The following is a 23,176-nucleotide window of genomic DNA, read 5'->3' as shown; positions in this document are numbered from 1 at the left end:
GATCCGGGGGTGGTCGGGGACGCGCTGGTGGACGGGTCGGGCGTGACGGATGCGGCGTTCGCGTTGGCGTACATCGCGCCACCGAGGAGGGTCGTCGCCGCCGCTAAGGCCATGACCACCTTCCGGTGACGTCCCAGCGACCTGCGGTGAGCGTTTTTGGTCTTCAATTCGACATTCCCTTCAGAGGGCTCACCGGAAGGATTTCCGAAGACTATTTCCAAAAGATCTTTCGGGAAATCCCTGCGGCATCGGTTTGGACGAGCCACAGTCGATCGCCGAACACTGTGATTCCCATCTCCGGGTGCTTGGTTTTGCGCATGATTTATCTTGAACTTACTTCGAGGGAGGGCGAGTTGAGGAGAAGCGTCCGATACGTCAGCTGTCTGACCCTGCGCGGGACGTTCCCGGAGCACGCATCGCGGGCCGCGTTCGCGTCGGAGCTCGACTCGGCGCTCGGGACGGCCGGCTGCGTCGGGACGGCGGAAGTGACGGAATCCGTCGCGCAGACGCTGACCGGGGAGGAGAAGACCTCGCACCGGTGACGTCCTGCCACCGGGACGCCAGGGGTAATCGGGTCGTACAGATTCAGTGGAGATTACGGGCCCGAAACCTACGGAACCGTAAGGATTTCTGTCCGACCCTTCCCCTTGTGAGGGCATTTTCCGCCGCTGACCAGTGCGGACATGAACACCGCTCCATTTCCCACCCCCTCCCGCCCTTCCGCCCGGTGGGGTAGCTTTCACGGCGCTGTAGGGGAGTGCCAACAGGAGCGGGGAGCGGGGTTTGCGCGAGTACAACAACCCTCCGTTGGCGTTGGCACCGCCGGTGGGCGGTCTGGCCGACGTCGTCTTCGAGCGTGCCCAGGACGACCCCCTCCACGTCTCCCTGGGCCGCAAGGACGAGCAGGACGAGTGGCGGGACGTGACCGCCGCCGAGTTCCGCGACGAGGTCCTCGCCCTCGCCAAGGGCCTGCTCGCGCAGGGCGTCCGCTTCGGCGACCGGGTCGCGATCATGTCCCGTACCCGCTACGAGTGGACGTTGTTCGACTTCGCGCTGTGGACGATCGGCGCCCAGGTGGTGCCGATCTACCCCACGTCGTCGGCCGAGCAGTGCTTCTGGATGCTGCACGACGCGCAGGTCTCGGCGGCGATGGTCGAGCACGAGGACCACGCGATGACCATCGCCACCGTCATCGACCGCCTCCCCGCGCTGCACCAGCTGTGGCAGCTCGACACGGGCGCCGTGCAGGCGTTGTACGACGCCGGCGCGCACATCGAGGACGAGGTGGTGCACCGGCACCGCCAGGCCGTCACCCCGGACTCGACCGCGACGATCATCTACACCTCGGGCACCACGGGCAGACCCAAGGGCTGTGTCATCTCGCACGGCAACTTCATGTACGAGGCGGACACGGTCATCGACTCCTGGGAGTCCGTCTTCCACTCGAAGAAGGGCGACGAGGTGGCGACCTTGTTGTTCCTGCCGCTGGCGCACGTCTTCGGGCGGATGGTGGAGGTCGCGGCGATCCGCGGCGGGGTCCGCTTCGGCCACCAGCCGCAGCTGAACGCGGCCGCCCTGCTGCCCGACCTGGTCGCGTTCAAGCCGACGTTCATCCTCGCCGTGCCGTACATCTTCGAGAAGGTCTTCAACGCGGCCAGACGCAAGGCCGAGAAGGACGGCAAGGCCGGGCCGTTCGAGAAGGCCGTCGAGATCGCGGTGAAATACGCCGACGCCGTCGAGGCGAAGGCGTGGGGCACCGGACCCGGCCCGTCCGCGAGCCTGCGCATGCAGCACCAGCTCTTCGACAAACTCGTCTACTCCAAGGTGCGGGCCGCCATGGGCGGCCGGATCCGCAACGCCATGTCCGGCGGGTCGGCCATGGACCGCCGCCTCGGACTGTTCTTCGCGGGCGCGGGCGTCCAGATCTACGAGGGCTACGGCCTCACCGAGTCGACGGCCGCCGCGACCGCCAACCCGCCCGACCGCACCCGCTACGGCACGGTCGGCCAAGCCATCCCCGGGGTCACCGTGCACATCGCGGACGACGGCGAGATCTGGCTGAACGGACCCAACATCTTCCAGGGCTACCTCAACAACCAGAAGGCCACCGACGAGACCCTGCACGACGGCTGGCTCGCCACCGGTGACCTGGGCTCCCTCGACGAGGACGGCTATCTCACGATCACCGGGCGCAAGAAGGAGATCCTGGTGACCTCCGGCGGCAAGAGCGTCGCGCCCGGGCTGTTGGAGGAGCGGGTGCGGGACCATCCGCTGGTCTCGCAGTGCATCGTCGTCGGCAACGACCGCCCCTACATCGCCGCCCTCGTCACCCTCGATCACGAGGCCGTCGAGCACTGGCTCACCATGCGCGGCAAGCCGCGGATGTCCCCGGCCGAGCTGGTGCGGGACACCGACCTGGAGACCGAGGTGCGGCGCGCGGTGGTCGCCGCCAACACCCTGGTCTCGCAGGCCGAGTCGATCCGCACCTTCCGGATACTGGCCCAGCCGTTCACCGAGGAACACGGTCTGCTGACCCCGTCCCTGAAGCTGAAGCGCAAGGCCATCGAGAACACGTACTCCAACGAGGTCGAGGCGCTGTACCGGGCCTGAACTCCCGCTGCCCTAGCCGATGTTCACACGGAAGATCTTGTCGGAGCCGTCCGGCTGGTTGCCGTTGTTGTCGCAGTTGGTGGTCGACAGCCACAGCTGGTCGGCGCCGGGGACCTTGGTGACCGTGCGCAGGCGGCCATACGTTCCGACGTAGTACGCCGTCGGGGTGCCGACGCTCTCGTTGTCGCCGTTGATGGGGACGCGCCACAGGCGTTCGCCGCGCAGGGACGCCATGTAGACGACGTTGCGGACGATCGCGATCCCGCTGGGCGAGGCCTCGTCGACGTTCCAGGTGGCCTTGGGGTTGGTCATCCCGGCAACGCTGCAACTTCCTTCGCAGGTGGGCCAGCCGTAATTGGCGCCCGGCTTGATGAGGTTGAGTTCGTCCTTGGAGCTGTTGCCGAACTCCGCTTCCCACAGACGGCCGTTGCGGTCGAAGGCGAGACCCTGCGGGTTGCGGTGGCCGTACGAGTAGACGTAGTTGCCGAACGGGTTGCCGGGGGCCGGCGTGCCGTCTGTCGTCATGCGCAGGATCTTGCCGTTGAGGGATGTCCTGTCCTGGGCGAGGTCGGGTGTCTGGGCCTCGCCGGTGGAGACGTAGAGGTAGCCGTCGGGTCCGAAGGCGAGGCGTCCGCCATTGTGGTAGCGGTTCTTCTTGATGCCCTGGAGGAGGACCGTGTAGCCGGTGAGGGTGGTGCCGTTGTACGTCATGCGGACGACGCGGTTGCCCTCGGACGCGGTGTGCATGAAGTACACGTAGTGGTTGGTGGCCCACTTCGGGTCGACGGCGACGCCGAGGAGGCCGCCCTCGCCGTTGGTGGTGACCACGTTGGGCACGGTCCCGACCTGGGTCCGGGTGCCGTCCTTGGCCGTCTTCCAGACCCGGAAGTCGTCCCGTTCGGTGACGAGAGCGCTCTGGCCGTCGGGCATCCAGTAGGTGCCCCAGGGGATGGTCCAGCCGGTGGAGAGCGTGGCGATGGAGGACGGGACGCCGCCGTCGGTGGCGCAGGCCTTCGTGGTGAAGGTGACGGTGTTGCTCTGCTCTGAGAGGTTGCCGGCCGCGTCGCGCGCCACGATGTTCAGCGTGTACGGGCTGTCGCAGGCGAGTCCGGTGAGGGTGGTCGAGGTGCCGGTGGTGACCGTCTTGTAGACGGTGTCCCCGCTGCGGATGTCGTATGCGACAACCGATCGGTCGTCGGTGGACGCGCCCCAGGTGAGGTCGACCGTATTCGATGTGCTGTCGACCGCGGACAAAGTACCGGGCTTGGTCGGCGGGGTGGTGTCGGAGCTGGGTTTCGTCGTGCAGTCGACGACTGGGCTGGCGGGCGAGGTGTTGCCGGCCGCGTCCCGGGCGATGACGGTGAGGTCGTAGGTGGTGTTCGGCGCGAGCCCGGTGAGAGCCTTGCTGGTCGAACTCCCGGGCGCCTCACCGATCTTGTTGCCGTGCTCGTAGAGGTCGTACGCCGTGACACCCACGTTGTCGGTCGAGGCGCCCCAGGCCAGCGTCAGGCCGTCCTCGCCGATGTCCGAGCAACTCGGCCGGCCGGGACGGGTCGGGGCCTGTGCGTCGGTCGCGGTGCCGACGCTGATGCGGTCGAGGTTGGGGCCGCCGTTCGCGGTGGTCGCGGTGGCCCGGATCTTGTCGGTGCCGGCGGCCAGCGGGACGTTCACGGTCTTCGTCGCCCAGGTGTTCCAGTCGGCGGTGGCGGGGAAGGAGACGGCAGCCGCTACGACCGTGCCGTTGACGGAGATGTCCAACGGGCGGTCGGTGGCGGTGCCGTTGGCGTAGCGCAGCGCGACCGACGCGGTGCCGGCGGCGGCGCTCACCGTGAACTCCACATACGAACCAGTGACGTTGGTGTAGTCGACGAAGCCGGAGCCCGTGTAACCGGTGTGGTTGGTGGCCACGGTGCCCTGGACGACGGTGGCGTCCTCGGCCTGGTAGTCGGTGGTCGCCGCGTGCGCGGCAGTGCCGGTGAGACCTGCGAGCGGCACTGCGAGCGCCAGAGTGAGGGCGAGGGAGAGGATCGGCGAGAGGCCTCGCGTGCCCCGCGCCGGTGTTCTGTCGCGTGTCATGAGTGCCCCCTCAGGGTGCTGTCGACCGGGTTCACACGGAGCAGGCGGGTCTCGCCCGGCCGTAGCGTCGCGCTGTACGAGTCCGCGATGGTGCCCTTGTGGGAGCCGGACCAGAGGTCGGTGACGTCGCCGGAGCCGGTGAAGCCGACCTGCGACCAGTTCACGGAGACCGTCGCGCTGCCGGACGTACCGGTGTTGAACAGGGCTACCACGTAGGCGCCGTCGCTCTCGCGTTTGCTCCAGACCTGCTTCACGCCGCTGTTCACCACGCGTTTCGCGGCGACGCCGTCCTGGTCGACGCCGATGAGGCGGTCGTTGGTGAGCATCGCCTTGTCGACGGTGTCGAGGTGGGTGAGGTCGGTGCCGAGCAGCAGGGGCGAGCCCGCCATCGCCCACAGGGTGAAGTGCGAGCGCCGCTGGTCGGCCGTCAGGCCCACCTGGTCGCCGTTGCCGACCTCCAGGGAGTCCAGGTCGTTCCAGCCACCCGGACCGGCGTACGGCTGCCAGGAGGCGGCGGTGTTGAAGCGCGCGGAGACGTGCGACCAGTCGGTGAGCGGGTAGCCGCTGCCGTTGGCGCCCGGACCGCAGTAGCACTCGACGTCGCCCTGAGTGCGCCAACTGTTCGCCAGCGAACGCCAGGTGGCGGCATCGGCGATCGGAAGGTTGTTGGACAGCGCGAAGTTGATGGATCGTCCGCTTGCCCGCAGCGCCTTGTCCCAGGCCTGGACGTCCGGGATGTCGGCACTGCCCACGCCGTCGATCTTCAGGTAGTCGACGCCCCAGGAGGCGAGCTGCTTCGCCCACGAGTTCACGAACTCCTGCGCGCCGGGCTTCCCGTAGTCGACGTAGTACATGTTCTTGCAGTTGTAGTTCTTCTCGGTCCTGGTCGTGTCCGCGATGTCCTTGGCGTGGTACGGCGTGCCCTCGATCGGGGTGTTCGCGGTGACCGCGTTCTTGGCGATGCCCGGGGTGACGTAGAAGCCGAACTTCAGTCCCTGGGAGTGGATGTAGTCGGCCAACGCCTTAATTCCGGACGGGAACTTGGCCGTGTCGACGGCCCAGCGGCCGTAGGAGTCGACGGTGAAGCCGCCTGCGTCGCACTTCTGCCAGAAGTCGTCGAGGTTGACGTACACGAAGCCGTGGTTCTTGAGGCCGCTCGACACCAGGGCGTCGGCCTGGGCCTTGATCTTGGACTCGGTGGGCGTGCGGCGGACATAGCTCCAGCTGCTCCAGCCCATGGCGGGGCGCAGGGACTGGCCGTTGTCGGACATGGGGGTGAGGGTCGCGGGGGTCGCGTAGGAGGTGCCGATCCAGGCCTCGTCGATCCGCAGCCGCTGGTAGCGGGTGGTGTCGGTGGCGGCGGCCCAGGTGGAGTCGACTTCGAGGCGGACGTAGCGGGCGTTGGCCGCGGTGAGGTCAATGCCCTGGATTCCGCGGCGACTTGGGAGCTGCCCGGTCTTGACGGCGCTCCCCCAGTTCGTGCCGTCGTTGCTCAGGAACACCTTGTAGTCCTTGATCCGCGCCGACTGTTCGGTGTCGGAGCGGGCGTAGGCCACGGAGTCCTCGCGCTGGTTGAGGCCGATGTACTGCGTCCTCTTCGAACTGCCCAGGTCGAAGGTGAGGTTGACCGGCAGGGTCTTGCCGTTGTCCCAGTACGTGAGGTAACTCCCGTCCCCCGCGGCCGAACCCGTGTGCCCGCTCGCCGAGGCGCTCGCGCTCACGGTGACGCCGGACAGGATGCCCTGGCGGCCGGCGGTCGTGACCTTGAAGACGGTGTCGTACGGGTCCCAGCCGCCGAGACCGCTGAGCGTGAGCACGCCGCCGGACTGGGACCATGAAATCGCCGCGCCGGTACGGAGGTTGGTGACGGAGGCGATGCGGTAGCCGTTGTCGCGGATGCGCAGGGTGCTGGTACTGGGCGGGGTCAGGACGTGGACGTACTGGAGGTTCGGGTCGGTCCGGCTGATCGTGGTGACGCCGTGGGCGCCGTCGTTCCAGAAGCCGGGTTTGAGGCCGCCGTACATGTAGCCGCCGCCCTCGGTGCCGTGCAGGGATTCCCAGATCGGGTCGAGGTAGGAGTTCGCGAAGTTGTTGAAGGCGGCCTGGTTGGCCGGGAACTTGCCGTTGACCTGGGCGGTCTCCGCCATCAGCGCCTTCACCGAGGAGCCTGCGTTGGTGACGAGGCGGCCGAGGGTGAGGGCTCGGTCGACGGACGGGTCGGAGCCGTCGTACCACCAGGCACCGGTCGACGGGAGCTTGAAGTCGGCTTCCGTCAGGCGGGGTTGTGCGGTGTATACAGCCTGCGGGTAATCGTATGCGGGCGACATTCCCGTCTTCTGCTCGTTGCTGATCATGTCCATGATCGGCGTGTCTTCGTTGTTGTTGCTGAGCGTGTAGTTGGGGCGCTTCTGGTAGATCTGCCGGTACAGGTCGTGGCTCTCCCAGTACGCGTTGTCGTTGTCGATCCAGAAGCCGCCGAGGTCGGGATAACGGTCCATGACCTCGAAGAAGTTGTCGTAGCTGAACTGCCCGAAGCCGTCCCGGGTGGTCAGGTCGACGTTCTCGCCCTTGTAGGCGGAGTAGGCCGCCGAGTCGAGCCACTCGTGGCCGCCCTCGTCGTGCCACTGCGGGTCGTCGGTCATGTAGAGGACGACCTTCATGCCCTTGGCCTTCGCCGCGGTGATCAGTTCACCGAGGAAGTCCCGTTTGGTGGAGCAGGATCCGGGGATCTTCGAGGGCCAGGGGCGGGCGTAGCCGAGGCGACTGTGGAATGTAGCCAGTACGAGGTATTGCGTATGCAGTTTCCGGGCCTCGTTCACCCAGTAGTCGGGGGTCCAGCCGCCGTTCGTGACATCGCTCTCCCAGCCGGTGCAACTGGTGTGGGCGGGCGCGGTGCGCAGACCCCAGTGCAGGAAGAGGCCGCCGACGGAGTGACGGAGGAAGTCCTGGCGAGGGTTCTCCAGGTCGAGGGGCCGGGCGGCCGTGGTGCCGCAGTTCTCCGTCGACCCCGTGCTCGACACCCGTGGCGCGCCGCCGCCGCTCACGCAGTAGCCGTCGACGTCCTGGAAGCCCATGTCGTACGGCGAGTTGGTGCCGCGCTGGGCGGTGAAGCCCGTGAACCGGATGTCGCTCGCCGCGTTGGCGACGACCGCGGGCCGACCGTCGTTCGCGGCGAACTTCACCGAGCTGTCGGTGAATTGGACGTTGTCGGCGTTGTGGAGATACCAGCCGTAGGCCGGCCGGGTGCCGATGGCCTTCGGGTTGTAGTCCTTGGGGTCGTTGCTCGGCACGCCGGTGGACATCGTGCCGTTGCCGCCGGGGACGGTGATGTCGACGTTCGTGAACGTGATCCCGTTGATCCGGTGACCGGTCTCGCCCCACAGAGTCGGGCTGAACGAGGGGCTGTTGCCGGTGGCCGTGATGTTGTCGTAGGTGACATCGCTGATCGAGCCGACACCCGGACTGTTGCCGCAGCGTTTGCGGGTGCCGATCTTCTCCATGATCGGCGAGTGGACGCCGGTCATGGTGATGTCGCGGTAGTGGACGTCGGAGATCTTCGCGCCGTCCATGGAGACCAGGCCGAGGCCGGACTTGTCGGCGCCCTCGATCCGGATCTTCTCGAACCGGTAGTCCGAGAAGTCGCCGCAGGTCTCGGAGCCGAACATGAGGGCGTTGCAGCACTTGGCCGACAGATATGAATCGCTCACCCGCACATGGCCGTTGGGGAGTTTGGCGCCGAGCGCGTAGTCGCTCTTGAAGACGAGTGCGTCGTCTTTCGCCTTGATGCTGGCGTCGGTGACGGTGACGTTCGTCGTGGAGATGATGTTCCATCCGTCGCGGTCGCTCGCGGTGTCGATGGTCAGGTGGTCCGAGGTGACGTTCTCGCAGCCGTTGACGAGCGCGGCGAAGTGGCCGCCCCGGCGCAGGGTGAGCCCGTCGCCGATGTGGAGCCCGTCGCAGCGCGTCAGTGACAGGATCTTGTCGGCCTGGCCCGACTTGGGGTTGCCGGTGATCAGGTTGCCGAGCCCGTCGATGACCCCGCCGCCGACGAAGCCGATGTTCGTGAGCCGGTCGCCGTAGATCATCGCGTCGTGGAAGTGGCTGTGCCCGTAGTCCTGGTACTGGTCGTACGGATTGGGCTCGGCCGCGTCGTACGTGTCCGCCGACGAGCCCTGGATCGTTGCGCCGGAGTCCACCTGGAGCGTCACGTCGCTCTTCATGTGGATGGTGTTCTTGGACTTGTAGGTGCCGACGGGGAAGCGGACCGTGCCGCCGCCGGCCGAATTGGCCGCCGTGATGGCCTTGTTGACGGCCGGGGTGTCGTTGGCGGAGCCGTCGCCCTTGGCGCCGTAGTCGCGGACGTCGTACACGACGGCGTGCGGCGCATGCGGTGCGGGATGTGCCGCCGCGAGGGCCGAGGGGTGGGCGAGGCCGAGGACGACGGCGAACGCGAAGAACACGCTCGCCGCCCAACTGCGGTGGTACATGGGCGATTTCATGGGGGGTTTCATGGAGCGTGCTCCTCACACGAGCTGGTAGCCGCGGAGATCGGTGAGCAGGAGGTAGGTGTCCTGCAAGGACCCGGAGGTGTCGCCGAGGGAGCGGTAGATGCCCCACTTGGGGCGCACCCGGTCGGCCAGGAAGGTGTCGACGCCGGTCCTCGACTTGTCGATCACGGTCGTGGAACCGGACTTGAGGATCCAGCGGACCGAACCGGCCGTGCCGTCACCGACCTTGATCTGGAAGTCGACGTCGGTCCACCGGTCGTGCAGCGGATCGAGGTCGGCACGGCCGACCAGGACACCGGCGATCGGCAGGGTCAGCTCGATGGTCTGCACGCCGTTCACCCGGCGCAGTGACTGCACGACGATCGGCGAGGTGCCGTTGCCGGGCTGCTTCATCTGCATGATGTGGGTGAAGGTCGTGGTCGCCTTCAGGGAGCTGGGGATGTACATCGAGTACGTGATCCGCCAGGTCTGCCCCTGGGTCCACCTGAGGTAGCCGCTGCCGCTGGTGCGCAGACCGGTGACCTCCTGGCGCTGCCGGTCGGTCGACGTGTCGCGGTCGACCGTATGCATCGTGAAGCGCCAGTTGTCTCCGGTGGCGTAGATGTGCGGGTGCCCGGCCGGGTGCGAGTCGGCGCGGTCGTCCTCGACGGTCTCGAAGGCGCCGAGGCCGTCGCCGGTCGCGGTCGGCGCCCACTTCTGCTGCCAGGAGGCGGCGTGCGCGGGGGCGGCGGCCGGGAGGCCCACCGCGGCACCGGCCGCTCCGCTCACGGCGGCCCCCAGAAGAGCCCTTCTAGACGTGCTCATGACATTAATCACCTCGCAGTTGTTCGTTCATGATCAGGAAGGCGCCCAGTCCGTGGAAGTCGTTCACGGCCCGGGTGCGGGCGACGTAGTACGCGTAGTCGCCGACGTTGGTGCCGATGGAGATGTCCGTGAGGTCGGTGCGGCCGTCGGCGCCGACCGAGAGTTTCGCGAGGACGCCCTCGTAGCCGCGCCGGGCGACGTCGGCGTAGTGCCGGTCCAGGTAGCCCTGTTGGGCGCCGCGCGAGAGGGCGTAGGTGAACATGCTGGAGCAGGACGTCTCGGTCCAGTTGTCGCTGCGGGCGCCCTTGTCCACGACCTGGAACCAGCGGCCGGTCGCCGGGTCCTGGTACTTCTCCAGTCCGGCCGCCAACCGGCGCAGGATGCCGAGGAGTTGGGGCCGTCGCGGATGGTCGGCGGGGAGTGCGTCGAGGACGTTCGTGATGGCCATCGCGTACCAGCCGACCGCGCGGCACCAGTGTTCCGGCGCGAGTCCGGTCGCCGGATCGGCCCAGCTCGCGGTGCGCGACTCGTCGTAGGCGTGCTTCAACAGGCCGTTCGCGACCTGGAGATGACTGCCGTAGACGTACAACTGCTGGGACGCCTCGTCGTTCGTGTAGGCACTGTCGCCGAACTCCTTGCCGTACTCGACGAGGAACGGGTTCACCATGTAGACGCCGTCCGCCCAGAGTTGATGGGCGCGGCTGCTGCTGTCGGCGTGCCAGAAGCCGCCGTCGCCCGTGCGCGGGTAGGTGTCGAGGCGGTCGCGGATCTTCTTGGCGGCCTTGCGGTAACGGTCCTGGCCGGTCTCGTGGTGCAGGATCACCAGGAGGCGGCCGGCCTGCATGCTGTCGAGGCTGTCGAAGGACTGGCCGATCGAGCCGTCGCTCTTCACGAAACGGTCGACGTAGCTCTTGATGTAGGTCAGGTAGCGGGCGTCGTGGGTCCGCTTGTAGGTGAGGTACTGGCCGTAGAGGTAGAGGCCGACCGGGTACGACCAGCCGCCGATGGTGCTCGGTGTGTAGCGGGCCGTGGTGGAGTCGACCACGGCCGCGGACCAGTCGGGCGCTGCGGCCGGGCGGCTCGCCGCCGCCACCGTTTCGAGCGGCGGGGCCGCCGCGGTCAGGGTGGCGGTGGCGAGGGCTGCCGCGGTCAGGGCCGTTCGCAGGCGTCGACGTCTCATGTTCCTCCCTTTCGTGGGCTGTTGACCTGGCGCTATTGACCGACTGATCAGTTGGTACGGGCGAAGAGGCACCCGCTCGCCGCCGCAGGTCCGCATGCCGTGCGCACCCATGGGCGACGAGGCCTTCACCACACCTTTTCATCCGATGTTTCTGGCATACGATGCACCGCCTACGGAATCCCGGGCAGCGCTCTGGTCGGGTGCGCATACCTGCTCTCCTGAGGAATGGGTGTTCTCGGAGTCACAACAGGCGCCAGCGTTCACATGTACGTATCGCGTTCACGGACGCGTCCGGCGGCGTGTTTCAGGGTTGCGGCACGACGGTCCGCGGTCAATGGTCCGGACCGAAAAAGGTCGGATGCATTTCTCGCCAATCTTCAGCGGACGGCACCGACTCGCCGACGGGTCCGGACGGATTTCGCGGTCAGGAATGCGGCACGGCCCGTGATCGTTGACGATATGAGTACCACCCGACGACTGAAGGATCGAGAGCTCGTGAGCAGCAAGGTCCCCCCGATCATCCTCAACAACGGTGTCGAGATGCCCCAGCTGGGCTTCGGTGTCTGGCAGGTGCCGGACGACGAGGCGGAGCGGGCGGTGGCCACAGCGCTGGAGGCCGGGTACCGCAGCATCGACACAGCCGCGATCTACGGCAACGAAGAGGGCACCGGAAGGGCCATCGCCGCGTCCGGCGTCCCGCGCGAGGACCTCTTCGTCACCACCAAGCTCTGGAACAGCGACCAGGGATACGACGCCACGCTGCGCGCCTTCGACGTCTCGCTGGAGAAGCTCGGCCTGGAGTACCTGGATCTGTATCTGATCCACTGGCCGACCCCGGCCCGGGACAAGTACCTCGACAGCTACAAGGCGTTCGAGAAGCTGTACGCGGACGGCCGCGTGCGCGCCATCGGCGTCTCCAACTTCGAACCGGACCACCTGGCCCGGCTGATCGCCGAGACGTCCGTCATCCCGGCGGTCGACCAGATCGAGCTGCACCCGCAGCTGCAGCAGCGCGCGGCGCGTGAGTACCACGCGGAGCAGGGCATCGCGACCGAGGCCTGGTCGCCGCTCGGCTCGGGCAAGGGCCTCCTGGAGGTCCCGGCGATCGTCGCCATCGCCCAGAAGCACGGCCGCACCCCGGCCCAGGTCGTCCTGCGCTGGCACATCCAGCTCGGCAACGTGGTGATCCCCAAGTCCGTGACGCCGTCGCGGATCAAGGAGAACATCGAGGTCTTCGACTTCAGCCTGGACACCGAGGACCTCGCGGCCATCAGCGCGCTGAACGAGGACCGACGGCTGGGTCTCGACCCGTCGACGTTCAACGCGGCCTGAAATCAAGGCACACGGGCTGAACCCCAGGTAGTGCGAGCGCCCCGGAGCCTGCCGGCTCCGGGGCGCATCGTTTTTCCGTGTCGCCGGCCCACTTGGTTCGTACCAGGGTCTTGACGCGAGCATGCGGACGGGTCCACCTTGTTGCGCACCTGGTAAGGAAACTTTCCTAACAGAAGGGTCCCCCACAGTGCGCATGCGAACACTGACCCTCGCCGCGGCCTCAGGTGCCGCCCTGCTCGCCGCCGGAGTGCTCCCCGCGAGTGCTTCCGGCGCCACTCCCAAGTCGGCTCAGGAGGGCTCGGTCAGCGCGGCCGACCTGCTCTCCAAGGTGACGTCCTGCTCGCAGATATCGAACGGCAAGTACCGCACGGACGACGAGACGTCGGCCACCATCCCGGTCTGCGGCAAGAACGGCGCCGTGTTCTGGAAGGCCGACATGGACATCGACTGCGACGGCCAGCGCACCTCCAACTGCAACGAGAACGCCGACCCCTGGTACCAGGACGACACGGCGTTCCACCAGTCCAACGGCCAGCCCCTGAAGGCGGATTCACTGCCGTACATCGTGGTGCCCAGCTCCAGCAGCATCTGGAAGTACTCCAGCTACGGCATCAAGGGCGGCGGCGTGGTCGCCGTCGTCTACAACAACAAGGTCGAGTACGCGGTCGTCGGCGACACCGGCCCCACGAACATCATCGGCGAGGCCTCGTACGCCACGGCCAAGGCCCTCGGCATCGACCCCGACCCGGCGACCGGCGGCGCCGACTCCGGCGTGACGTACATCCTGTTCAAGAACTCGACGGTCTCCCCCATCGAGAGCCACAGCGCGGCGGTCTCCCTGGGCGACCAGCTGGCGAAGCAGTTCCTGGCGAACAACTGACGTACGTATGGGGGTCGTTGCCGTTTCCCCAGCGGCAACGAGCCCCATACGTCTGTCAGTTGGGCTGCCCGATCGGTCGTACGACGACGGTGTTGATGTCGACGCCGGCGGGCTGGCGGATCGCCCAGAGGATCGTGTCGGCGATCTGGTCGGCGGTGAGGAGATGGCCGGGCGGCAGGCTGCCGTTGCCGTCCCAGAACGGGGTCTCCACGCGGCCCGGGGCGACCAGGGTCACCCCGATGCCGAACTCCGTGACCTCGCGCCGGGTGTTCTCGGCGAGACCGGTCATCGCCCACTTGGTCGCGCCGTAGATGTTGCCGGGGGTGTGCACGAACCCGGCGACGCTGCCGATCAGCACGATCCTGCCGTGCGTCTGCTTCAGCGCGTCGACGGACGCCCGGATCAGCAGGGCGGGACCGAGGACGTTGGTCAGCACCATCTCGGTCCACCCGGCCGGGTCGCCCTCGGCGACCGAATCGTGCGTGGCGACACCGGCGTTGGCAACCACCGCGTCGAGCCGACCGAACTGTTTGAGCGTCGTCTCGACGGCGGCCTGCACCTCGTCGTACTCGGCGGCACTGCCGGGGATCGTCAACAGGCCCTCGGGGTTGCCCAGTTGGGCGGCGAAGTCGTACAGGCGCTGCTCGCTGCGGCCGGTGACGGCCACCCGGCCTCCGGCGCCGAGGAGTTGACGGGCGACGGCGGCGCCGATCCCGCTGCCGCCGCCGGTTATGAGCGCGACGTGAGAGTTGTCGTTCATGGTCGTGGTCCCCCCGTGGGTCGGTGAACTCCGCGCAGTCGGAGGGGCAGTTCATCACCTTGAGCAGGCTCGAAGTCAAGCCGTCGAGATCACGGGCCTTCCGACCCGTCGAGATCACTTCGACCGGTCGAGCTCACAGGCCGTCTCAGCCGGCCCGCACCGCCGTGTGCACGGTGTGCGCGGCGAGCACGAACACGTCGGCGCGCTGATGCACACTCGCCGGGTCCTGCGGGTCGACGAGCCGGTCGAGGGCGGCCCGGTCATCGGCGTCCATCGCCTCGCCGTAGGTGTCCCGCACCCGGGTCAGCCAGGTCGCGGCGTAGGCGCGGACGCGGTCGGGGGCCGGGGCGGGCAGGTCGAGGAGGAAGCTGCGGCTGCCGGTGTGCTTCAGGCCGGCCGAGGTCAGCAGGGCGGGCCAGTCCTCGGTCTCGGTGACGGCTCCGGGGAGGTCGGCCCGCATCTGGGCGAACCACTCGGCCTCGATCGCGTCGATCCGCGCCTCCAGTCCCGGGCGGCCGATGCCGAAGTCGCGGGGCAGGAACCGGGAGGGCAGGCCGCCCTCCATGATCGCGAGGGTGCCGCCGGGCGCGAGCCGCTCCGCGAACGCGGCGAGACCGGCCCGCTGGTCACCGAGGTGATGCAGACTGCGGCCGGCCCACATGAGGTCGGCGGGGTACTCCAACTGCCCCAGGACCTCGGGCAGTTCACCGGTCAGCGTGCTGAAACGATCGCCGAAGCCCTGCCGGTCGGCGCGGGCGCGGGCCCGTTCCAGGAGCGGTTCGGAGAAGTCCACCGCGACGACCCGGGCACCCGGGAACGTCTCCGCGAACAGACACGCGACCACACCGGGCCCGCTGCCCACGTCGACGATCAGCCCCGGATCGGTCCGCTCCTTCGCAAGCCACGCCATCGCCCGCTCGTACAAGGGCGAGAACAGCTCCGCCTGGGTCTCCAGCAGGGGGCCCATGACGGCCCAGTCGATGTCGGTGTGGTCGTGGTGGTGTGCGTGCTTCTCGTTGTGCTCGTGCGCCATGGTGGTCACCCTCTCGTCCGCGTGCCGCCAGCCTGCGCCGACGCACCGTCCGGCGGCCAGTTCCGTTGCCGAAGCGGCAAAAAATGAGGTGCGGAACAGGTCGTCCGTCGCCGAGCATGCCCGTATGGACGACACGGCCGACGTGATGGTGGAACGCTTCCTCGCAGACGGGTTCGTGAAGATCGAGGGGGCCTTCCCACCCCGGGTCGCCGAGCACTGCGCTCGGCTGCTCTGGCGGGAGACGGGTTACGACCCGGAGGACCCCGGCACGTGGAAGGACCCCGTGGTGTGGGTGAGCGACATGGCCCAGGGACCGTTCGCCGCCTCGGTCAACTCCCCTGCTCTGCATGAGGCGTTCGACCTCCTGGTGGGCGCCGGCCGGTGGCAGTCCCGGTACTCGGTGGGCAGTTTTCCGCTGCGCTTCCCGCACGCGACGGAGCCGGACGACGCCGGCTGGCACATCGAGGGCAGCTATGTGGCTGAGGGAGCGGAGCACGAGTGGCCGTACGCGAATCTGGTCTCTCGCGGCCGGGCCCTGCTGATGCTGATGCTCTACACCGAGGTCACCGAGGAGAACGCGCCGACGCGCATCCGGGTCGGCTCCCACCTCGACGTCCCACGCGTCCTCGAACCGTACGGCGAGAAGGGCGCCTCGTCGCTCACGCTCGGCCCGAAGGTGGCCGAGGCATCCGCCGGGCGCCCCCTCGCGTACGCCACCGGCCGGCCCGGTGACGTCTACCTCTGCCACCCCTTCCTCGTCCACGCCGCCCAGCCCCACCACGGCGACCGCCCCCGCTTCATGGGCCAGCCACCACTGATGCCGGCGGTGCCGTACGAGTTGGACCGATCCAACGGCGACTATTCGGTGGTGGAGTTCGCGATACGCCTGGCCCTGTCCAACGAGGGCCAACCCCCGCGCCCTTAAGGGGCGCGGGGAACTGCGCGACCAGCCCCCACCGGCCGGCAGCCAAAAAAGCCGACCTACAGAGGCGGATACGCATTCGCCATCAGCTGCTGGAACTGAGCAGAGAACCAGTGCCCGGACAACGGAGCGTTCGGCAGCGCACCCGACATGTTGTTGCCGTTGCGGGCGTTCCCCGTGTACGTCGGATCGCACATCCGGTCAAAGCCCTTGCCCTCGTCGTTCGCGATGGCCGTGCTGGACCCGTCGGACTCACCCGGCGGCTTCATCCACACGTACGCGTCGATCCCGGTGGCGGGAGCGGCCTGCGGACGTTCGCCCAGACCCGCACCGGACTGGTTGCACCAGTTCCCTACCTGGATCCGGCGGTCGTAGCGCCCGCCGTCAACATACGTGTCCACACTGGTGGTTGCGCCAGGACCGCTAGGCCGGGCCGAACCGCCCCAGCCGTTCCGCGACGTGTCGATCAGCATGCCGATACCGGAGTTGAAGCCCACGGACACCAACTCGTTGCGGAACGCCTGGGCGTACGACTGCTCGTCCACGTAGCGGTTCCAGTCGACCCACTTGGACTGGCGCACGGAGACGCCGTTGACGCTGTCGTTGATGGTGAAGTTGTTCTCCTTCAGGGCGCTGTAGTTGGCCGTGTTGGTGATGAAGCCGGCCACGTCGTTCACGGTCGCGCCCTCGGCGTTCGCGGCCTGGTAGAAGAGGTTCGCGGAGGGAGCGAAGTTGTCGTCCCAGCCGAGCCAGCCGTGGTGTCCGGCGTCGATGTAGTTGTAGACGTTGGGGATCGCGCCGAGCTTGTTCAGCGCGTAGCCGACGCCCTTCACGTAGTTGCCGTTGGCGAGCATCGTGTCGCACTGCGGGGTGGCGGTGGCCTTGCTGCCGGTGTTGGTCACGAGGTTGGGCAGCGAGTCGATCTCGATCGTGGTGACGATCCGCAGCGAGGCGTACTTGCTGTCGGCGAGGATCGCGGCGATCGGGTCGATGAACTCGCTCTCGTAGCGGCCGATTTCGGTCGGGCCGAGCTCACCGTTGGAGGCCAGGGCCGCGCAGTCGCGCCCGGGGAGGTCGTAGACGACGAGCTGGACGACCTCTTCGCCGGTGCCCTTCTGGGCGAGCGCCGCGTCGAGGTGCGCGCGCAGGCCCATCCCGCCGTTGACGCCGTTGATGGCGGCGATACGGTCGAGCCAGACGCCGGTGGGCTGGCTGGAGATACGGCTGCCGCCGGTCTCGGCCGCGGCCTTCGCCGACCACTCCGGGTTCACGTACACCTTGGCGCCCGCGTACGGGTTGTCGACCCGCGCGCTGGGATCGGTGCCGCCACCGCCCCCTCCCCCACCGCTGCCGTCGTCGACGTTGCAGGTCACGCCGTCGAGGGTGAAGGTGGTCGGGAGCGCGTTGGTGCCGCTGTAGGAGGCGTTGAAGCCGAAGCTGACCGAACTCCCGGTCCCCAGGCTCCCGTTGTAGGTCTCGTTGGCCGCCGTGACGGCGGTCCCGCTCTGGCTGATCTTCGCGTTCCAGCCGCTGGTGATCTTCTGGTTACCGGCGTACGACCACTTCGCGGCCCAACTGGACTTCGCCGCCCCGTTGTTGGTGATCGTGACGGCGGCGGTGAAGCCGGTGTCCCACTGGTTCTGCACCTTGTAGTCGACGCTGCAGGGGATCGCGGCGATGCCGACGTCCGCCGAGGGGGTGACGGCGACCGCCGTCCCCGAGGCCCCGGCGACGAGCACCAAGGCAGCGAGCAACGCTGTTCTGGTACGGCTCATGAGTGCGGGTTTCCTTGTCTGTGAAGGAAGTTGGTTGCGGGTGCTGTTGGTCTGGCTGAGGGCGCCTATCCGTTGAGGGCGCGCAGATGGTCGCGCAGCCCGATGCCGTACGCGGTGGGCGTACCGGCGTAGTCGGAGATCAGTGAGGGACCCGCGGAACAGTCCCAGGTGTTCCAGGTCCAGCCGAGATACGAGAGCCCGCGGTCGTCGAACCACTTCATGACCTGGTCGACGAAGGCGTGCGAGCAGGTGTTCTCGCCGATCTCCCCTGCCACCAGCGGCACTTGGGCCGCGACGGGGGCGAGTGTGGAGTTCCAGCAGCTCTCGGTCGCGCAGGTGTTGAAGTTGTACACGTGGTACGCGGCGACGAGATTGCCGGTCGGATCTGTGGGCTTGTAGGTCAGCCACTGGCTCAGGTCGTTCGAGTACGCGAGCCCGCCGGCCATGATCACGTTCTTGGCGCCGGTGGACCGTACGGAGTCGACGAGATCCTGCATACCGGCGACTTCGTACCCGATGCCGGGGCAGGTGCCGCCGTCGCGCCAGCACTCCCACGCCTGGGTGGTCGTGGACGTCGCGCGGTCCGGGTAGGGCTCGTTGAACAGGTCGAACGCGACAGCCTGGTCACCCTTGAAAGTGCTGGCGACCGAGGACCAGAACGACGGTGAGTACTGCGCGTCCGGCATCGGCTTCTGGCAGGTGGCGTGTACGTCGGAGCAGCCCGCCGAGTTGCCGGTGTACTGGCCGTAGGTCCAGTGCAGTTCGACGATCGGCGTCATGCCGTGCGCCTCGACCTTCGCCACCAGGTCCTTCACGGCGGCGATGTAGTTGGCGCCCGCGTACTCGGGCTTGATGTTCGAAAGGCCCAGCCAGCACTCCTCGTTGAGGGGAATGCGGACCACGTTCGCCTTCCAGTCGGCGATCGCCGCGACGGCCGCGTCGTCCACCGGGCCGTCCCAGATGCCGTAGCCCTGCACGCACATGAACTCGCCGCCGGACCGGTTGACGCCGAGCAGACGGCGGTTGGTGCCGTCGGCGTCCACGAGCTTGTTCCCGGAGACGTGCAGTGCGGGCGCGGTGCCGCTGGGCGGCGGTGAGGTCGGAGGCGGCGACGTGGGTGGTGTCGGCTCCGCATCGACGTTGCAGGTCGTGCCGTTGAGCTTGAACGCGGACGGTACGGCGTTGCTCCCCGACCAGTTGGCGAGGAACCCGGCACTGACGCTCGCGCCGGTGCCGAGCGAGCCGTTCCAGCTCTCGTTGGCGGCGGTGACCGTCGCACCGGACTGGGACCACTTGGCGTTCCAGCCCTGGGTGACCTTCTGGCCGCCGGCGAAGTCGAAGCTGAGGCTCCAACCGCTCACCGGTGCCATGTTGTTGGTGATCTGCACTGCACCTTGGAATCCGGTGTCCCACTGGCTGGTGACCGAGTACTCCACCGTGCACGCGGGAGTGGCGCCGGACGCCGTGACCACCGGAACGACCATGGCCCCAACTAGGGCGGTCGCGCCGGCCACGGCTAAAAGCATTGAACGCGGGGGGTGTCGCATGAGCGAGTCCTTGCAGCTCGGACGCGTCGCACGGACGCGTCGACTGGCGGATTCGCTCCCACTGGTGTCCAGGAAGGTAGCGCCAAGTGACGGTAAAGGACAGGGGGGTCACAGACTTTCGCTGACTTTCCCTCAACCCACGTCCGTCGAATTTTTTCGACTCCGTAAGCATCTTGACGGCTCCCACCCCCGTCCCCACGATGGGAGCGCTCCCACTGGTTCAAGGCTTGTTGCTGCTCCGCCCCCACCTTCTCCGAGCCGCAAGGAGGAACCAGCACATGCACCCCAGAAGGAGACGCCGCATCACGCGGAGGCTCTGGACCGCTGTCGTGGCGGCCCTCGCGCTTCCGTTGTCGATGCTCGCGACCGGTACAACTCCCGCTCAGGCGGCGACAGTTCAGTGCAGCGTGGACTACAAGACCAACGACTGGGGCTCCGGCTTCACCGCGGATCTGACCCTCACCAACCGGGGTACGGACGCGATCAACGGCTGGACCCTGACGTATGCCTACGCCGGCAACCAGAAGCTCAGCAACGGCTGGAACGGCACCTGGTCCCAGTCCGGCAGCGCGGTCACGGTGACGAACGCGTCGTACAACGGGACGATCGCCGCGGGCGCGGCTGTCTCGACCGGCGCGCAGTTCAGCTACAGCGGCACCAACACCGCGCCCACCTCGTTCGCGGTCAACGGCACCACCTGCGCCGGCGCGCACCAGCCGCCGATCACGGTGCTGACCAGCCCGAGCGCGGGCGCGATCTACACGCAGGGGGCGGCGATCCCGCTCGCGGCGACCGCGGCGGCGGCCGACAACGCGACGATCAGCAAGGTCGAGTTCTACGACGACACCACGCTGCTCGGCACGGACACGAGCTCGCCGTACTCTCTTTCGGCCTCCGGGTTGACCGTGGGCAGTCATTCGCTGGTGGCGAAGGCCTACGACAGCCTGGGCGCGTCCGGGGAGTCGACTCCGGTCGGCATCACGGTCGCGTCGGGACCCGCGGTGGTGGCCTCACCGGCCCAACTCGGCGTTCAGCAGGGCAAGTCGGGCACCTACGCGGTGTCGCTGTCCACGCAGCCGTCATCGAACGTGACGGTCACGACGGCACGGGCGGGCGGAAACACCGGTCTGTCGGTCACCGGCGGCGGGACGCTCACCTTCACGCCGTCGAACTGGAACACCGCGCAGACGGTGACCCTCACGGCCGACGCGTCGGGCACCGGTTCGGCGTCCTTCGACTCGACGGCGACGGGGTTCACCAAGGCGACGGTCACGGTGACGGAGCTGGCGGCGGCGAACGCGTACGACGCCCGCTTCCTGGACCTCTACGGCAAGATCACCAACCCGGCGAACGGCTACTTCTCGCCCCAGGGCATCCCCTACCACTCGGTGGAGACCCTGATCGTCGAGGCGCCGGACCAGGGCCACGAGACCACGTCGGAGGCGTACAGCTATCTGCTGTGGCTACAGGCGATGTACGGCAAGGTGACGGGCGACTGGTCGAAGTTCAACGGCGCCTGGGATCTCATGGAGAAGTACATGATCCCGACCCACGCCGACCAGCCGACCAACTCGTTCTACAACGCCTCGAAGCCGGCGACGTACGCGCCCGAGCTGGACACCCCGAACGAGTATCCGGCGAAGCTCGACACCTCGGTGCCGGTGGGATCGGATCCGATCGCCGGTGAACTGAAGACCGCATACGGTACGGACGATGTCTACGGTATGCACTGGCTGGAGGACGTCGACAACACCTACGGCTACGGCGACACGCCGGGCGGTGGGTGCGAGGCGGGGCCGACGGCGAGCGGGCCGTCGTACATCAACACCTTCCAGCGCGGAGCGCAGGAGTCGGTGTGGGAGACGGTGCCGCAGCCGACCTGTGACGCCTTCAAGTACGGCGGCACGAACGGGTACTTGGACCTCTTCACCGGTGACTCCTCGTACGCCAAGCAGTGGAAGTACACCGACGCGCCGGACGCCGACGCGCGGGCCGTGCAGGCCGCGTACTGGGCCGACGTGTGGGCGAAGGAGCAGGGCAAGGGCTCCGACGTCTCCACGACCGTCGGCAAGGCGGCGAAGATGGGCGACTATCTGCGCTACGCCATGTACGACAAGTATTTCAAGAAAATCGGCAACTGCGTCGGTCCGTCCACCTGCCCGGCCGGGACCGGCAAGGATGCCTCGGACTATCTGCTGTCCTGGTACTACGCGTGGGGCGGTGCCAATGACACCAGTGCGGGGTGGGCGTGGCGTATCGGGTCCAGCCATGTGCACGGGGGTTATCAAAACCCGTTGGCTGCCTATGCGTTGAGTTCGTACGCGGACTTGAAGCCCAAGTCCACTACGGGTGCTGCGGATTGGGGTACCTCGTTGTCGCGGCAGCTGGAGTTCTACCGTTGGCTGCAGTCGAGCGAGGGGGCCATCGCCGGTGGGGCGACGAACAGTTGGCAGGGGCGGTACGCGAGTCCGCCGGCCGGGACGTCGACGTTCTACGGCATGTACTACGACCAGCAGCCCGTCTATCACGACCCGCCGTCCAACCAGTGGTTCGGGTTCCAGGCGTGGTCGATGGAGCGGGTCGCCGAGTACTACCAGCAGACGGGGAACGCGAGCGCGAAGGCGGTTCTCGACAAGTGGGTGGCCTGGGCGTTGTCCAAGACCACGATCAATCCGGACGGTACGTATCTGATTCCCTCGACGTTGCAGTGGTCGGGGCAGCCGGATACGTGGAACGCGTCAAGTCCCGGTGCCAATGCGGGACTTCATGTCACCGTGGCCGACTACACCAATGACGTGGGTGTGGCCGCCGCGTATGCCAAGACGCTGACGTACTACGCCGCGAAGTCCGGTTCCGCGGCGGCGAAGACGACCGCGAAGGCGCTGCTCGACGGGATGTGGGGCAACTACCAGGACAGCCTGGGTGTCGCCGTTCCGGAGACTCGCGCGGACTACAACCGGTTCGACGACAGTGTGTATGTGCCGAGTGGGTGGAGCGGGACGATGCCGAACGGGGACGCGGTCAACTCCGCTTCCACGTTCGCCTCGTTGCGGTCCTTCTACAAGAACGATCCGGCCTGGTCGAAGATCCAGAGTTATCTGGCGGGTGGGGCTGCGCCTGTCTTCACGTATCACCGGTTCTGGGCTCAGGCGGATGTCGCCTTGGCCATGGGGTCGTATGCGGAGCTTCTTGAATAGTCCCCGCGAGGCGCTCCGCGGGTTGGGTGGTTCGGAACAGTGCCGGTCCGTTGTGGCTGGTCGCGCAGTTCCCCGCGCCCCTAAAAACAGGGGTGTTGGACATGCCCGTCTCTCGGAGAGTGCCTCGGAGTTCCGCGTGCGTGGTCTCGTCACCTGACGACGAGGCCCACCGGGCCGGGCGGCCCCCACCCGCACTGGGGGTCGCCCGGCGCTCGTGTCTTGAACCCCTCTTCATGAGAGGACCTCTCGTGCGAAGAACCCGAATCCTCACAGCTGTACTGGCCCTCGCCGCCGGTCTGTTGGTGGGCAGTCCGTCCGCCCTTGCGGCGCCCAGCCCCTCAAATGTCGCGCTCGCCGCCGACACGTACACCTGGCACAACGCCCGGATCGACGGTGGGGGCTTCGTGCCCGGCATCGTCTTCAACCGGAGCGAGAAGAACCTCGCCTACGCCCGTACCGACATCGGCGGTGCCTATCGATGGCAGGAGTCGACGAAGAGCTGGACGCCGTTGCTGGACTCGGTCGGGTGGGGTGAGTGGGGGCATACCGGGG

At 67.6% G+C, this 23,176-nt stretch carries 14 protein-coding genes and 1 pseudogene; 7 read left to right on the top strand and 8 right to left on the bottom strand.

Annotated features, from left to right (window positions below; all coding sequences use genetic code 11):
• Window positions 1-353 precede the first annotated feature (353 nt).
• Together AC31A1_RS19890 and AC31A1_RS19885 are read left to right on the top strand one after the other, a co-directional pair.
• Window positions 354-542: a hypothetical protein gene (locus AC31A1_RS19890; RefSeq protein ID WP_489654588.1), complete on the top strand. Its 189-nt coding sequence runs from the start codon at window positions 354-356 to the stop codon at window positions 540-542.
• 241 nt (window positions 543-783) lie between these two features.
• Entirely contained in the window at window positions 784-2,610 is a 1,827-nt protein-coding gene (locus tag AC31A1_RS19885; protein WP_489654587.1) for an AMP-dependent synthetase/ligase, read from the top strand.
• Window positions 2,611-2,622: 12 nt separating this feature from the next.
• On the opposite strand, the gene AC31A1_RS19880 is transcribed toward AC31A1_RS19885, so the two are convergent.
• The 4 genes from AC31A1_RS19880 to AC31A1_RS19865 are packed head-to-tail and all read right to left on the bottom strand — an operon-like array spanning window position 2,623 to window position 11,178.
• Window positions 2,623-4,686 carry a PQQ-dependent sugar dehydrogenase gene (locus AC31A1_RS19880; RefSeq protein WP_489654586.1) on the bottom strand — a complete coding sequence of 688 codons (2,064 nt, stop codon included), beginning with the start codon at window positions 4,684-4,686 and terminating at the stop codon, window positions 2,623-2,625.
• Window positions 4,683-9,197, bottom strand: a complete 4,515-nt coding sequence (locus AC31A1_RS19875; RefSeq protein WP_489654585.1) for a glycosyl hydrolase family 28 protein — start codon at window positions 9,195-9,197, stop codon at window positions 4,683-4,685. Before AC31A1_RS19875 ends, AC31A1_RS19880 begins: the two co-directional genes overlap by 4 nt.
• A 12-nt stretch (window positions 9,198-9,209) precedes the next feature.
• Window positions 9,210-9,998 (bottom strand): Tat pathway signal sequence domain protein, encoded by a 789-nt coding sequence (locus AC31A1_RS19870; RefSeq protein WP_489654584.1) that lies wholly within the window; start codon window positions 9,996-9,998, stop codon window positions 9,210-9,212.
• A gap of 4 nt (window positions 9,999-10,002) precedes the next feature.
• Entirely contained in the window at window positions 10,003-11,178 is a 1,176-nt protein-coding gene (locus AC31A1_RS19865) for a glycoside hydrolase family 88/105 protein (RefSeq protein WP_489654583.1), read from the bottom strand.
• A 495-nt stretch (window positions 11,179-11,673) separates the two neighbouring features.
• Here AC31A1_RS19865 and AC31A1_RS19860 point away from each other — a divergent pair, with 495 nt between their 5' ends.
• Both AC31A1_RS19860 and AC31A1_RS19855 read left to right on the top strand, forming a co-directional pair.
• Complete coding sequence (locus AC31A1_RS19860) at window positions 11,674-12,510, top strand: aldo/keto reductase (RefSeq protein WP_489654582.1); 837 nt, start codon at window positions 11,674-11,676, stop codon at window positions 12,508-12,510.
• 187 nt (window positions 12,511-12,697) lie between these two features.
• Complete coding sequence (locus tag AC31A1_RS19855) at window positions 12,698-13,390, top strand: glycoside hydrolase family 75 protein (protein WP_393757501.1); 693 nt, start codon at window positions 12,698-12,700, stop codon at window positions 13,388-13,390.
• Between the two features lie 55 nt (window positions 13,391-13,445).
• Here AC31A1_RS19855 and AC31A1_RS19850 read toward each other — a convergent pair whose 3' ends face one another.
• On the bottom strand, window positions 13,446-14,150 hold the full coding sequence (locus AC31A1_RS19850) for an SDR family oxidoreductase (protein WP_489654581.1): 705 nt from the start codon (window positions 14,148-14,150) through the stop codon (window positions 13,446-13,448).
• A gap of 145 nt (window positions 14,151-14,295) precedes the next feature.
• Complete coding sequence (locus tag AC31A1_RS19845; RefSeq protein WP_489654580.1) at window positions 14,296-15,183, bottom strand: class I SAM-dependent methyltransferase; 888 nt, start codon at window positions 15,181-15,183, stop codon at window positions 14,296-14,298.
• 124 nt (window positions 15,184-15,307) lie between these two features.
• On the opposite strand from AC31A1_RS19845, the gene AC31A1_RS19840 reads away from it, so the two are divergent.
• Window positions 15,308-16,108 carry a phytanoyl-CoA dioxygenase family protein gene (locus tag AC31A1_RS19840; RefSeq protein ID WP_489654579.1) on the top strand — a complete coding sequence of 267 codons (801 nt, stop codon included), beginning with the start codon at window positions 15,308-15,310 and terminating at the stop codon, window positions 16,106-16,108.
• Between the two features lie 56 nt (window positions 16,109-16,164).
• On the opposite strand, the gene AC31A1_RS19835 is transcribed toward AC31A1_RS19840, so the two are convergent.
• Window positions 16,165-17,880: a glycoside hydrolase family 6 protein gene (locus AC31A1_RS19835; RefSeq protein ID WP_489654578.1), complete on the bottom strand. Its 1,716-nt coding sequence runs from the start codon at window positions 17,878-17,880 to the stop codon at window positions 16,165-16,167.
• A gap of 65 nt (window positions 17,881-17,945) precedes the next feature.
• On the bottom strand, window positions 17,946-19,427 hold the full coding sequence (locus AC31A1_RS19830; protein WP_489654577.1) for a cellulase family glycosylhydrolase: 1,482 nt from the start codon (window positions 19,425-19,427) through the stop codon (window positions 17,946-17,948).
• A gap of 278 nt (window positions 19,428-19,705) precedes the next feature.
• Here AC31A1_RS19830 and AC31A1_RS19825 point away from each other — a divergent pair, with 278 nt between their 5' ends.
• Both AC31A1_RS19825 and AC31A1_RS19820 read left to right on the top strand, forming a co-directional pair.
• Window positions 19,706-22,624 carry a glycoside hydrolase family 48 protein gene (locus AC31A1_RS19825; RefSeq protein ID WP_489654576.1) on the top strand — a complete coding sequence of 973 codons (2,919 nt, stop codon included), beginning with the start codon at window positions 19,706-19,708 and terminating at the stop codon, window positions 22,622-22,624.
• Between the two features lie 248 nt (window positions 22,625-22,872).
• Window positions 22,873-23,176 (top strand): annotated as a pseudogene (locus AC31A1_RS19820) (xyloglucanase); the annotation flags it as partial.

The organism is Streptomyces sp. P5F9 (assembly GCF_057961495.1).
This window is presented reverse-complemented; position numbering and strand designations above follow the sequence as displayed.